General features: G+C 47.1%; 12 protein-coding genes. 1 reads left to right on the forward strand and 11 read right to left on the reverse strand.

Going from position 1 to position 13,981, the window contains the following annotated elements:
- Window positions 1-342: 342 nt before the first annotated feature.
- The 8 genes from ACIDITHRIX25_RS92710 to ACIDITHRIX25_RS92745 all read right to left on the reverse strand — a co-directional run bounded on the left by ACIDITHRIX25_RS92710 (window position 343) and on the right by ACIDITHRIX25_RS92745 (window position 8,066).
- Entirely contained in the window at window positions 343-1,527 is a 1,185-nt protein-coding gene (locus ACIDITHRIX25_RS92710) for an aminotransferase class I/II-fold pyridoxal phosphate-dependent enzyme (RefSeq protein ID WP_052605595.1), read from the reverse strand.
- A 702-nt stretch (window positions 1,528-2,229) separates the two neighbouring features.
- On the reverse strand, window positions 2,230-3,156 hold the full coding sequence (locus ACIDITHRIX25_RS92715; RefSeq protein ID WP_201732872.1) for an ROK family protein: 927 nt from the start codon (window positions 3,154-3,156) through the stop codon (window positions 2,230-2,232).
- Window positions 3,156-3,623 (reverse strand): SRPBCC family protein, encoded by a 468-nt coding sequence (locus ACIDITHRIX25_RS92720; RefSeq protein WP_052605597.1) that lies wholly within the window; start codon window positions 3,621-3,623, stop codon window positions 3,156-3,158. Before ACIDITHRIX25_RS92720 ends, ACIDITHRIX25_RS92715 begins: the two co-directional genes overlap by 1 nt.
- A 210-nt stretch (window positions 3,624-3,833) precedes the next feature.
- On the reverse strand, window positions 3,834-5,015 hold the full coding sequence (locus ACIDITHRIX25_RS92725) for a glycosyltransferase family 4 protein (RefSeq protein WP_052605598.1): 1,182 nt from the start codon (window positions 5,013-5,015) through the stop codon (window positions 3,834-3,836).
- 336 nt (window positions 5,016-5,351) lie between these two features.
- Window positions 5,352-6,368 carry a tRNA epoxyqueuosine(34) reductase QueG gene (gene queG, locus ACIDITHRIX25_RS92730; protein ID WP_201732873.1) on the reverse strand — a complete coding sequence of 339 codons (1,017 nt, stop codon included), beginning with the start codon at window positions 6,366-6,368 and terminating at the stop codon, window positions 5,352-5,354.
- Window positions 6,369-6,469: 101 nt separating this feature from the next.
- Window positions 6,470-6,751 carry a DUF4031 domain-containing protein gene (locus ACIDITHRIX25_RS92735; RefSeq protein WP_052605600.1) on the reverse strand — a complete coding sequence of 94 codons (282 nt, stop codon included), beginning with the start codon at window positions 6,749-6,751 and terminating at the stop codon, window positions 6,470-6,472.
- Between the two features lie 3 nt (window positions 6,752-6,754).
- On the reverse strand, window positions 6,755-7,525 hold the full coding sequence (locus ACIDITHRIX25_RS92740) for an FAD-binding oxidoreductase (protein ID WP_052605601.1): 771 nt from the start codon (window positions 7,523-7,525) through the stop codon (window positions 6,755-6,757).
- Between the two features lie 316 nt (window positions 7,526-7,841).
- Window positions 7,842-8,066: a hypothetical protein gene (locus ACIDITHRIX25_RS92745; protein ID WP_052605610.1), complete on the reverse strand. Its 225-nt coding sequence runs from the start codon at window positions 8,064-8,066 to the stop codon at window positions 7,842-7,844.
- 524 nt (window positions 8,067-8,590) lie between these two features.
- Between ACIDITHRIX25_RS92745 and ACIDITHRIX25_RS92750 the strand changes: the two genes are divergently transcribed.
- Window positions 8,591-10,381 carry an exonuclease domain-containing protein gene (locus ACIDITHRIX25_RS92750; protein WP_201732874.1) on the forward strand — a complete coding sequence of 597 codons (1,791 nt, stop codon included), beginning with the start codon at window positions 8,591-8,593 and terminating at the stop codon, window positions 10,379-10,381.
- Between the two features lie 12 nt (window positions 10,382-10,393).
- Here ACIDITHRIX25_RS92750 and trpD read toward each other — a convergent pair whose 3' ends face one another.
- The 3 genes from trpD to ACIDITHRIX25_RS92765 all read right to left on the reverse strand — a co-directional run bounded on the left by trpD (window position 10,394) and on the right by ACIDITHRIX25_RS92765 (window position 13,442).
- Window positions 10,394-11,467 carry an anthranilate phosphoribosyltransferase gene (gene trpD, locus ACIDITHRIX25_RS92755; RefSeq protein WP_052605603.1) on the reverse strand — a complete coding sequence of 358 codons (1,074 nt, stop codon included), beginning with the start codon at window positions 11,465-11,467 and terminating at the stop codon, window positions 10,394-10,396.
- Window positions 11,468-11,686: 219 nt separating this feature from the next.
- Window positions 11,687-12,361 carry a group II intron maturase-specific domain-containing protein gene (locus tag ACIDITHRIX25_RS92760; protein ID WP_349632151.1) on the reverse strand — a complete coding sequence of 225 codons (675 nt, stop codon included), beginning with the start codon at window positions 12,359-12,361 and terminating at the stop codon, window positions 11,687-11,689.
- Between the two features lie 577 nt (window positions 12,362-12,938).
- On the reverse strand, window positions 12,939-13,442 hold the full coding sequence (locus ACIDITHRIX25_RS92765; RefSeq protein ID WP_201732875.1) for a reverse transcriptase domain-containing protein: 504 nt from the start codon (window positions 13,440-13,442) through the stop codon (window positions 12,939-12,941).
- Between the last annotated feature and the right edge of the window lie 539 nt (window positions 13,443-13,981).

Here is a 13,981-nt window from a genome sequence, read left to right on the forward strand (position 1 = left end):
CACAAAGCAGTCAAAACCGATGCTAAAGCGCATTAGCCAGGTGATCTACTCGAGTAACTCACCCAAGTGCGCTGCTCGATAGTACGTCAGTGCCGCCATCAAAGAAAGCTACTGCACAGAACCGATCTATTCAAAAACCAAAAAATCGATCAATCATTTACCCTTTTCGAACTGCCAGGCAAAACACCCCATAGATCAATTCCTTAGTTAAAAGGACCCCAGCTGACTCTAGAGGTCGAGGCTATCCATAGATGATTAAGGCTTGTATCGCCCTGGCTCGAGCAAATCTATCTGACCGTCTGGAAGCACCCTGGTTCACCACCCGGCACATCGGCTCGAACTCTAAAGTTTCACAAGGGCTCGCTTGAGATTTCTAATTCCTTGGGCAATCCTAAGCTCGTTTTCAATCAGCGCAAACCGCACGAAGCCTTCGCCACCAGGACCAAAACCATTGCCAGGCGAGGTAGCCACATTTGCCTGAGTCGCTAAAAATTTAGCAAACTCAAGCGATCCGTACTCCGCATACGGTTCTGGTATCTGCGCCCATACGAACATAGTCCCGGCTGGCTTTTGTATCTCCCAACCGATCTTGGCTAAACCATCACATAGCGCATTTCGACGTGCTAGATACTGAGCATTCACCAGTGGCGGATATTCATCCAACTCATTTAAAGTCACTGTTGCCGCGATCTGAATCGGTTGAAATGCCCCGTAATCAAGATAGCTCTTCAACTTGGTCAAGGCAGCAACGACATCCTTATTGCCAACCATAAATGCAATCCGCCAGCCCGCCATCGAGTAAGCCTTGGTCAGAGTGTAGAACTCGACCGCGCACTCCTTAGCTCCTTCTACCTGCATAATCGAAGGTGGCTTGTACCCATCAAAGGCGGTATCGGAATACGCAAAATCGTGAACAATAATCACCCCACGTTCGCGAGCAAAGTCTACCAACCGCTTCATCCATGGTAGATCTACGCACATTGTCGTTGGGTTATGAGGAAAGGAGACAACGATTACTCTAGGCTTAGGCCAGGTGGACTCATATGCCTCCAGCAAGTTCTCCCAAAAAGTTTCGGGTGACGACCCGGGCTCGCCCAAACGAACTTGACGAACCTCCGCACCCGCGAAGAGAGGAGCCCAAATATGAATGGGGTACGATGGCGACGGCACTAATGCTGTATCTCCCGGTCCCACAAGGACCCACATCAGATGAGAGAGACCCTCTTTGGCGCCAATCGTGGCAACGACCTCAGTATCGGGGTCAATCTCTACGCCATATTTTCGCAAATAGAGGCTAGAAACCGCACGCCTCAAATTGGGGATACCCTTCGAAGAAGAGTAACGATGATTCCGCGAATTATGTGCCGCCTCGGTCAACTTTGCGACTGCGAGCTCGGGAGAAGGTATGTCTGGATTTCCAAATCCTAGATCAATTACATCTTCGCCAGCACGGCGCAGATCCTTCTTTATCGAATCGATAATCCCAAAGACATACGGGGGCAAACCATTAATTCTGCGAAATTCCATTGTATTAGTTTAGTATGGTCGCTTTTGATCGTTCAGCTTGAAAATATGGCTGAATAATCATAAAATCAACTCTAAGGAGGTCCATCCTCTTGTCACATGCCCCCCAAACCCTTATACGACCAAGACTGCCTCATTAAAGTATGATTAGATGGCGACCATCAAACAGGCCCACGCATACAGAGACGGAAATCCCCTGCGAGCATCATTACGAATCACCAATAAAGAGTTCTAGGTCGCCACGTTCAACTCTTCCTCAAAAACTCATCTTTGTGATCCCCTGGGTTCGCTCACCCAGGAAAAGACTAAGCCTTTTGGGATAGAGCCTTTTCGGATAGATAATGTAATCTGGAATGGGTCGCCACAAAGCAACAAAAAGTAGAAGAAGGTAACCATAAACCTGGAGGCCCTCAGCCACAACCAAAGAATCAAACCGCTCAATCGCCTTGGGAAAAACGCTAACCAAAAAGACGCCACAGGTAAAAGACGGGTGTCTACTATAGATTTAGGGTTCGTCTCGAGACGGCCAACTGACACCTTTTGTGTGGGGGGGGGCAATTGCATCATCGCAGGGCTAAAAGCTTTAAGAATTCACAAAGCTCAATTCACAAAGCTCAATTCACAAAGCTCAATTCACAAAGCTCAATTCACAAAGCTCAATTCACAAAGCTCAATTCACAAAGCTAGGGAGTTATGGATATGAGGTTACGCAATTGCAGCCGCGCCGATAGCGCCGGCCAATGGTCCAAATTCAATCGCTTGAAAGACAATATCTTGCCTAAGGCGATCGCTGGGCATCGCCAAGAGATAGGCATGGTTCAACTTTTCCTCAAAGAGATCAAATGAGGCAGAGACTCCTCCGCCTATCAAAACCATCTTGGCATCTGTTGCCTCAATTAAGTTAGAGATGACTACTGCCAAATAGGAGCAGAACTCTTCAACAATCCGATTTGCGACCAAGTTGGTAGCAGCAATCTCAAAGATACGTTTGGTCCATGTTATTGACGTTGCGTCCGCATCATCGGGTATTTCATTTAGACGGCCCTGCTCCATAGCCCGTCGAGCTCGTGAAGCTAAAAAACTACCCGATGCATAGACCTCCGCACAGCCACGTTTACCGCAGACGCATTGGTCTCCGCCTACGGCAATCACCATATGTCCAAATTCACCTGCAAAACCTCTAAAACCCCGTCGCAGGTTTCCATCTTCAACGAGCGCACCACCGATACCCGTACCAATAGTCAAAAGCAGAAACGAACTACCGTGATTCGCCATCGCGGTTACAGCTGCGCAGTTGACGTCATTTTCAAGATGAACTCTCCACCGACCTGCACTTTGTATCTCGTTTTGAATGTCCATGCCAACGAGGCTAGGAAGATGAGCACAGCTTTGAATGGCTCCGCCTGGGGCTATCAAAGCGGGCAAGCCGGCACCAACGGCCTCGATCTGTCCTGGAACGATCTTGGCGGTCATACATAGGCGCCCAATTACGTCCATCATCGCCTCCCCTAGCCACTGTCCATGAGTGGGGGCAGGCACGAAGCAAGAAGCAACAGGCTTCAAATTTTGATCGACCAAAACTCCAGCGAGTTTTGTCCCGCCCAAATCAAAGCCAACCCTAAAAGATAACACTAATGTCGGTTTGCGCCGTCATGATTCGTCTTTGCCTCTACGCGCGTCTTAAGATCCTTTAGAGCACTATGGACAATCTTTGCCTCGGCACGACGCTTCACGAACCCTGGAATTGGCACCAATAGATCAACTTCTAGAGAGTAACTTACCTCAGTCATTCCATCCTTGGTTGGAGTAAAGAGATAACGACCATCCAATTTAGATGTGAGGTCTGCCTTCTCTTGCGACCAAGTTATCGTAGGAAGATCCGAGTCACCATATGAATAAATCAAGGTGTATGCAGCGCTACGGCCAAAGGCAGCTGCCCTGAAAGAGACGCGCTTGCCGCGATTTAATTCATCACGCTCAAGTACTTCAACAGACTTGATATCGCCAGCCCACTCTGAATATCGTTCAAAGTCAATCGCGATGTTGTAGCAATCGCCAGGACTTGCTGCTACAATCGCGGTCTCAACAGTCTTGTCCATAAAACACCTCGCCGTTCCAGTTTAAACCTATTGGTCACACATCAATAAACATTGAGCGGACTCTTACATATCGCTGATAATGACGCTTCATTAATCACGCCAAAGCTATCATAATCAATTGTTTCAAAAAAAACCTGTTACCAAGGACCCTTGTTTGCCAAAATATCTCTATATCTAGCAAACAAGACCCTACCACACGACCGAATAAACCTATAACTGAAAATATTTACGCCATTTATCGGCAAGCATCTCATAGTTGAAGTCCCTAAGCGACCTCTCTCGAGCCGCCGACGAGACTTGGCTGCGTAGATTAGGATCTTTATAGAGTTCAATGATCTTTTGTGCAACAGCCTTGGGGTCTCTTTGATCTCGCAGAACAAAGCCAAAGCCTTGGCCTCCAACTGCTTCTGCTGACCCCCCGGAATCACCGGCAATTATCGTAAGACCCGATGCGGCTGCCTCTAAAAATACGATGCCAAACCCTTCTTGTTCTAGTCCAAACCACCGGTTGTAACAAAGCATCGAGAAGAGGTCGGAAAGTTGATAAAAACTCACCAATTCATCGTTGCTCACCCGTCCAAAGAATCGAATTGGCGCAGAAGACTCCTTTGCCAGCGCTTCAAGTCGGCGACGTTCCCTTCCATCTCCTGCTATCGCCACCACCAGGTTAGGTATCTCTGCCATTGCCAAGGCCGCAGCTGAGATCAGGACATCCATACCTTTTCTAGGGACCAAGCGTGAGATTGAAAATATGACAAATGCGTCATCTGCAAAGCCATATCTGACCCTCAACTCCGCCTTTTGTGATTTGGTCGCAGGTTCAAATCTCGCACTGTCTACACCGGGATAGACTACTGTAGATTGGGCCATTGCTTGTGGGGAAAGCACATTCGAAAGAGCATCTAGGGTGTAGTTGGCACACGAGATCGCCCCCTTTGCGCCCGACAGAGCTTGCTTGACCAACGACCTCAAAACAGGAAGTCGAGCGGGAATAACCGCCTCAGCTCCCCAAAGAAGAATAGTTACATCTCTATCGATCTTCTTGGAGAGCATCCCAATTGGTAAAATTGGATTCAGTGCTACGCTTTGGGGATTCATCTGATCAATGAGGTCCTCAAGGGTTCGTACAAATGATTTAGTAGGTAGCAGATTCTTGCACCTAACCCTAATTACCTTAAAGGGCAACCCACTGTCAAAGTCATCGTCCCCCGGATAGTGTGGCGTTATGACCGCGAACGATTCAGGTGGTAGTCGCTTGTAGATCTCAAATAATGCGTTTTGGATTCCACCTACCTTGGGAGGAAAGTCGTTGGTCACCAAAAAATGCCTCACAGGCGCTAGCTTTTGATTCGCCTTCCAGCTAAGGGACTTTTTTGAGCGCTTAAAGGTCACATTCCTCCATTGAGATACTTGCGATTCGATTACTTTTTGGTCTCAGTCATGATAATAGGTCTTTATCTCAAAAGGTGAAACAAGATGAAAATCCTTCGAGAAGTGCAATGAGCCAGACGCATGATCAAAGGGAGCTAAAAATTATCCGAATCACCCTGGAAAATCTTCCACAGTCTAGCGACTTCTGAATGGGCTACTTTGTCCTAAGCACACCTCCTAGCTCCGGAAGAAATCCGAAGGACAAACTGCTCGCTATTCAAACTACTCGATCTCAATTTGAATAAGAGCGCGCACCACAGAAGGTACTGTCGCTTTCGGGACTGCCACTTCGAGAAACTAAGTAAGTTGATCTAGGGCCCACTTGGCATGCTCCACCAAGATCAAATCGTCACTTTCGCAGTAGTTCCTCAAGACCTCTAATACCCTGTGGAACTCTTGGAGCTGTAATGCTTTAGAGTTTCCGAGGCCTACTAAGGCATTGCGCCGTAGAGTATTTACGTCCCGCTTGTAGATATAAAGGTGAGAAAACCGCTCCAATAATTCCTGATCGCCGAGGCCTAAAATTGCTATAAGATCGGAAACCACCTCATCCAAGTGAGGTTCATTAGCCTTCAGTTTCGCATTGTAGGGACATACGTCTTGACAGATATCACACCCATAGATTCGAACGCCAATGCGGCTCCTCAGGGCAGGGTCAATCCCTCCGGGTCGCTGAAGTACCCAAGATATACACAGCCGTGCATCGATTGTGCCGTTAGGGCCAATGGCAGAGGTGGGGCAAGCTTGAATACACGAAGTACAACTCCCACAACCCGTAATCCGAGAGCGCTTTGGCGACCTCTCAATCTCAGCATCTGTAATAATGGTTCCAATTACGACAAAACTTCCATGGCCTTGTATGGAAAGCAGTGAATTCTTTAGATAGATGCCAGAACCACTTCGCACAGCAGCCTCTTTGTCGACAAGCGCGTTAGAGTCCATGACAACTACAGCCTTAAACCCTTTAGATCGAATCAATTTCGCCAAAGTCTCAAGGCGATCCCGCAAGATCGAATAGAAGTCGCTCCGCGCATATTTAGCAATTGGAGAGGAAAATTCAATCGCAATTTCCGTGGATGGATAATACGAAAGACCAAGAGTAACCATGGAACGCGCACCATCTAAGATCGCCGAGGGATCGGTCGATCGTTTAGGGTTTCGATAGGTGAACTCCATGGAATCGGCTAGACCGATCTCCTTGCGATCTTTGAGCATTACCAAGACATTTCTAAAACGCCTTATAGGTGCCACCCCAAAGCCAATTAGCCCCAATTCCAGAGACTTCGCCTCAAGTTCTAAATAAAGTTCCATCATTATTTCCGCGCAACAGAGACGATTGGTCGACCACGACATCGCCAAATCGATCTTCAAATCCAGTCAATTTGCTATCCACGTGCCTTGAGTGATTACAGGTACTAGGAGTGACCGCCCCTGTCTCTTTGCTTTGGACTTAGTCGAAGTCCAGATAGCTTCAACCGTCGCACAAGCTCCCTAGAATCCACTTGTTGTGCGCCTAGTTCCAGGGCTGCGTCTATCAGAAAGTCCGGAATGTCATAGTGATCTCCTTGGAAAGCGCGTTCAGGAAACCCAAGCATGAATGCAAAATCGTGTAGTTCCACAAGCGAATGATCCGAGATTAAATGCGCATGCATCACCCCACGAAACTCCCACATTGGTCTATCCACCAAGATGGTCATAGATCAATCGTATTTTTCCGTACGCACACCATCTGGGTCCATTCCCAACCGAAGAAGAATCTCTTCAGAGAGGTCTACCACCTCAGGAGGCCCACATATATAAGCAACGCGAGCGGATACTTCACCATATATCTCTTCAAGCATTTGAGCGTCGATGCGACGATGGTATCTCGCCCTAGCGTCATCCGGATCACGCGTAAATGAATGGCTCACCTCTAGCCAGTCATATTCGGCGCTTAGTTCCTCTAACTCCCGACCATAGATAACATATTCGTAACTTTTGGACGAAAAAAGAAGATGCATAGGAATTGAAGTACCCATAGCAATTTGATATCGAATCATGGCCATCAAAGGCACAACACCAGAACCTGCCCCAATCAAAAGCACGGGACCACCATCACTTTGGGTCCAAGTAAAAGCACCGTAGGGCCCACGTACCTCCAAAAGGTCTCCCGGTGCCACTTGTCGCACCAGAACCGGCGACACCAGACCTCCTGGAGTCTCCCTGATGCCTACCTCGATTATTGAGGAATCCGGGTGCGGAGATGATCCGATTGAATATGCTCTTTGAATAGGGCGAGGACGACCTTCAATTGGAATTCTAATATTGTAATACTGACCTGGAAGGAACGGATCCGCCTCAGGCACTGCAATTCGAAGGGTATTTGTCTCTGGTGTCTCGACAATAATATCGGTGACTTTGGCCATCTGCCACGGCTTTGGCTTGGATCGCTCTTTCTTAGTAGTCAACTCTACAGTTAGTTCGCTCGCCATCTATTCCTGCCCTAACTCAATTCTTCAATACCTACCATGGTGAACAAAGGCCATACTTGTGGCCCAAGTCCGTAATCCACCACGCCAGTAATTAACACTATCTAGATGTTATTAATCCTAAATGAATGTGAAAACTTTCGATCGCAATCATGACCAATGTCATCATGAATCTAACAACTTAGAGATAAGCCGTCCCTGACGGCTCCTCATGGTTCTCTTTGATAAATAGCTTCCGACCAATACACAGGCTAAAGTCTTGGCAGCGCTTTAGTAGCAAGCGAGATCTTTCACCTAATTTGAGCTCAACCTAGAAAAGTCACTGCTCTATAGATGCTGCAACTTCGGCACTATCGTCGACTACGGACTTATTCGAACCACACCATCGGCAAGTAACCGACTCTACAACAAACTCCAAAACCTCACGAGATTCGATACCAAGTTCTCCCCCAAGGCTGTAATGGAAGAAAGACTTCGATCGCTCCGAAGCTACAACGTCAAATCTGGTCTTATTGCCACAGTTATCACAACGATATTTAGGCATTTGAACGGAACTCATAGTGGCAAAATCTTCGTTTCTATCTAAAAATAAACCTGTAAAATAGAGACCTTTTAAGGCCTCTGACGTGTCGCTTCAACTAGGAGCAGCGCCAATCGAACTTCAAAGCACGGCTCTGGGGATAACCGCAAAATAAGCGAAGAGGACCAAAGCGCCTCAAATCTATCATTGCGATGCCACCTACTAATAACTCGAACCCTTCAAACTTCGTCAGAAATGCTCTTATCTTGAGAAGAACAACCGTTCAACAAGAGTCATTACAACTCCGCAGTTCGAATCAAGGGTACCTCGAAGTCCTACAATCAACGCAACCAAGATGAAACACTACACGACCTTTCAGTCTAACCGCCAAATTGAAACTCGTGAAAACTTTGATCCATAAAGCGACGACGACCAAGCCAGCTACAAAAAACATTTGCTCCAAATGCGAAAAGCTATCAAGACTTTCATCTGACTTGGCTCCACCAACACCATCTCAGATATTACAAGCCTAAGATATTGTCGTACGTATGTTCTATCTAGATATCACCGGGACGCAGACAATGCAACTTGAATTTCACCATCAAGATTCCTACCTCGATAAAATCAAGTTTCTAGTGGTCGACGTCGAGACCACCGGCACTTCAGCGATCGACAACGAGATCACCGAGATCGCTGCCGTTGTGGTCCAAGGAGGTAGGGTGATTGACTCTTACGAAACTCTAGTGGCGATAAAAGGAGAGATCACTCCATTTATAAGCGAGATGACAGGCATCCGACCTGCAATGCTTGAGCGAGCACCCTCGCTTGAAGAGGCTATAACTCGCTTCTATGAGATGACAGAAGATACCGTGGTTGTAGGCCATAACGTAAGGTTCGACCTCTCGTTTTTAGGTGCAGCGGTCTCGAGATATTGGCCAAGTGCCAAGATTGATAACGCGACAATTGACACTTTGACTCTCTCCCGACGGCTCTTGCGCGGTGAAGTTCCAAATTTCAAGTTGTCCACTATTGCTGGTGCCCTAAAACTTGATCACCAGCCAGCCCATAGAGCTATGGCTGACGTACTTGCCACCGTGGATCTACTTCATCTCCTCATCGAGCGCTCGTCGAGCTATGGAGTTGTCTTTCTGGAAGAGTTTGAAGCACTGCCAAATCTTATAGGCGACAGGCATGCCAAAAAACTTAGGATTTGCAACTACATTCCAAGAAAAACCGGAGTCTACTGGATTGAAAATCAACTCGGAGAGGTCAGCTATGTTGGGAAGTCAACCAACCTCAATGAGAGGTTTCGTTCCTACTTCAATTCAGACAGTAGAAAAAAGGTAGACCCCATGCTCGGCTCATTAGCCTCAGTAGGCATTGCGACCACTGCCACGGAACTTGAGGCCCTACTTCTTGAGTCAAAACTCATTGCTGAGCTACGCCCTCGATTTAACTCTTTGGGAAAAATTGAGGCATCCAACCTCTGCTATATTGAGCTTCCTATAAATAGGAAGTCCACCAAAGGCAAGACGAACAAATTGCCAATACGACGATTGAGTAGTCCCCAGTGGTCATCCGATAGCCAAGCGATTGGTCCTTTCCGATCTTCTGCATCTGCGAAACTTGCCAATTTCGCGTTGCAGTCGATCTTAGAACCCAACCTATTCTCGCGAGATAATACAAAAGAAGATTTTGATATTATCACAGGAATCACTGAACTTTTGACATCCCCAAAGCCAACAGCGCCAAATGGTAAATCAAACGAGACGCTACGGATTCTACAATACCTAAGTCACCACCTTCACATAAAGATGATGACCCTAGCCTCATCATGTGAATTCGAACGAGCCGAGTTGCTCCGCAGGGGTTCCGATTATCTAATCAAAGGTATCCTTCGCCAATGGATAACCTGCTACCTCCAAGAGATCGAAATACTTGAGCTTTACGCTTCCTCACAAGACGTTCGTCTGCTCTTGAGCTTCGGGCAGATAGATATATCCGTCAAAGAGATAAAAAAGATCTCCACTCTAGCAGGAAGTTCTCAAATAAAAATTACATCAGGCACACCGCTACCAAATAGAGGCGATCATCCGCCAAAGCTTGCGCGCCCAAATGGTACACCCGACCCTGAGACGTTTGATGAACTATGGCTACTCTGGAAGTACATAACAAGGGTCAATGATTGGGAAGTCCTTACCACGTCGACTCCGCTAGCACTACCGACTTTTCTTTCGCACCGTTCATTTTCGCCAACTTCTAACAAGAGGTACGACAACGCTAATCCAAGGTACCCACTTCTCTGTGGTGCCTCAAACTTGAAAATGATCCTTCGCTAGTCGCAGGAAAAACTATGACATGTTGGAAGTGGCAATAAATCCTTCAAGGGTTCTTTTAGCGCGACCCGAGTCAATGAACTCTCGAGCCATCTCAATTCCGTCGGCGATGGAGCGTGCTCCCCCACCAACGTAGATTCCTGCCCCAGAATTTAACACTACGATATCTCGCACCGCGCCTTGCTTGCCATCTAAGCATTCAAGTAGGATCGATGCGTTGTAGCTTGCGTCACCCCCGAGAAGCTCTTTTGGATCGCATCTGCGAAGACCAAAGTCCATAGCATCCAAAACATACTCGTCAAAAATTGCGCTCGAATCTCCGTCGCGGGTAAGTTCTACAACATAATTTGGCGAAGTTGTTGACAATTCGTCATAGCCGTCATAGCTGTGGGCCACGAGAGCATGTTCTGATCCCAATTTGGACAAGACCTCCGCCATCGTCTTTAACATTGAACCATTGAAGACGCCAACTACCTGCCGCTTGGCTTTGGCTGGATTGACTAGAGGCCCCAGAAAATTAAATGATGTCGGAACGCCAAGTCCCCGTCTGACGGGAACTACATTTGCCATTGCCGGATGATATCGAGGCGCCAGACAAAAACCAATATTTGTCTCATCTAAGCAACGACGTACTTGGGTGGGACCCAAATCTATTCGAACACCCAAAGCCTCTAGGACGTCAGCAGAACCAGAAAGCGATGATGCAGCTCGATTTCCATGTTTTGCCACCTTAATTCCACTAGAAGCCACAACGATGGCCGCCATAGTTGAGATATTGACTGTGTGTTTTTGATCACCACCGGTACCGCAGGTATCTATCAAGTCATGAGGATAGTCCAACATGACTGCCTCATCAACCATGGCATTCGCCATGGCTGTCATCTCTTGGACGGTCTCTCCCTTGGCTCGAATCGCCACCAAAAACGCTGATGCAATAATCGGACTGAGCTCTCCATCAAGCAACGAAATCATCGCACTGTATGACTCTTCATAGGTCAAAGATTGACCCGCCATCAAGGTTCCGAGGATATTTTTCCAATCAATTGAAGGACTGGAAGCAGAACTACTAATTTTTGAACCCTGGGACATGAATCCAGACTAACGGTTTTATGCAAGTTGTTCATCCAAACTTTCACGCCATGGCTTATTTGTGCCATGAAAACCAACGTGGAAGGCTCCCAGTTGCCCCAGAGGGCCTTTGGCCAATGGCTAAAGCAGCCAATTGGTGCGATTTTCCGGGAATTTGTCGAGTGGCGGGGAGGAACTTCCCCTCCCCGCTCTCACAGAACCGTGCGTGAACCTCTCAATTCACACGGCTCCTAGCGAACCGACTTTTGGTATTACCCCAAATGACCAGTGAGCCCAAAGATTGGGTTCACGTTCGGCTATTTGAGATAGGTATTTCCAAGCATTTGCTCGTATGCTAAGTCGCCTGTACTTTTTGCGTGCCCATCTAATCAAATAGATATTGATACGTCGGAGGAGTTGGCCTAATCTGGATTTGTAGAAGCGTCCATAGTAGTTGATCCAGCCTAAGATCACCGGGTTGTAAAGCCTGGCGAGTTCGGCTATGGTTTGGCCTGTTTGGAGGTGAATACGAAACCGCCTAAGTTCTCTGCCCATTTCTTCTACCGCTTTATCTGAAGCCGCTGGCAGGAAGTTGTTAAACTGCTGCTTGAACTTATTGCGGGCGTAGCGTGGTGCAAAGGTAAATCCTAGAAAGTCAAAGCGTATTTGTTCGAACTCTCCTTTACGGTTGGAGTCCTTACAATAGACGATTTTGGTCTTTTGTGGATGTAACTCCAACTTGACCTGCGTCATTCTCTGACCTATAGCCTCTAGGATCTCTTCGGCTCGTTTCTTTGTTTTCACATGTACCAAAAGGTCATCCGCGTATCGTTCAAACGGGGCATAGGGTAAGTTCTTTACCATCCATTTGTCAAAAGCGTAATGTAAGAACAGATTCGCCAAAATCGGAGAAATCGCCCCGCCTTATGTGAAGTAAACGATTATGCGAAGTTGAAAAACATACCCGCATTTCACAGGGTATCTACCGGTGCACTAGCTTCGCATAATCGGGTATCAATTCCTCAAAGACCTGTCAAGGAGGCAAGGAGGTCAGCATCGTCCTTCCATTCGAGCAAATCTGGCGAGATCATGTTGGGATACGCCTTTTCGAGAGCTTAGCGTTTCAACTCGGTATCGGCTCGGGCATAAATCTCGGTAGTGGAAATATCTACATGCCCCAAGAATCGAAGACCTAATTCCTCAGTGAACTGCTCGGCTCTTTACTTTCAAGAAACGTTGCCGCCCACATGGTTCCACATGCGGCGATAGTAGTTGGTAGTCGCCTGGGTATAGTGCAGCCGATATAGCTCGGCTTCCAAGTCAGTTGTCAATTGTGAAAATGATTCAGGAATCAATTTAGTGCCTCCTCAATGGACTATGGGATCATAAAGATCTGCCACTCCATTTTGGAACACCATGGCGTTATGCGAAGTAAATCAGACCCAAATACCACCGTGAAATGCGGGTATGTCTTTCAACTTCGCATAATCGTTTACTTCACATAGGGAGGCTTATGCGAAGCTTCGCATAAGCCTCCTTGGGGTAATCCTTGCTCTCGATCTATTAGTTGTCCATCTTTGTTTTGCATTGGAGCTTTCAACCAACGTTTGATGTAGAGAATTATCCATGGCTCTGATACGTGCATAGAGACAGCTTTTAGCAGCAGTTCATGATCTATTGTGTCGAAGAAGGCCTTGATATCTAGATCAATGACCCAATCGTACTTCCAACATCTCTTGCGTGCTTTTTCAATGGCATCATGGGCTGAGCGATTCGGCCTGTAACCATAGGAGTCTTCGTGGAAGACCTCTTCCAATCTTGGCTCTATGTAGGCTTTAGCTACCCCTTGGGCGATGCGATCTTTGACGGTTGGAATACCTAGGATTCTTTTACCGCCATCTGACTTGTCTATCTCGACATATCTAGTTGCCGCTGGAAAATAACTTCCAGAAGCCATTCGATTCCAGAGTTGGTAGAGATTGTTCTTTAGATCCATCTCAAAGACTGAGATGGACTGCTTATCAATCCCTGGTGCTCGCTTTGTGTCTATTGTGATTGGCTTTTGCCTCTTTGTATGCTTTAAGTACGACGTACTTGTCTTTTGTCAAAAGCTTTTTCTTGTCGTGGTCTTGACATTTGATCCCTCCCCCTCAACTTTTACCTTGAGAAGTTGTTCATTTGCCAATTACAACTAGATCTGCTGTTTACTCCATCTCTTTGGCTTACATCCTCATTACAAGGACTTCGTAGCTACTACGGGATGGTCCGCCCCCAATCCATAGGCATTTGGTACTTTCCCTCTTGTTGATCTGCAACTTGTAGGTTTTTCCTCATCTTTGGGCTTAGCCCATGTGGGCTTAGCCAAGAACGTCTAGGACTGGGTTCTCATGTTCCACATAAACGCCTGATGTTAAGCTCACGCCACCTACACGCCGGATGCCCCCATATAGCCAAGGGGAGCACTAATTGGGTTAGTCTCCAAGTTGTCCCGAAAGTTCGACGTCCCTCGGTTTCGACATCATCCATACCAATTTC

The sequence above is a fragment of the Acidithrix sp. C25 genome (assembly GCF_904848545.2).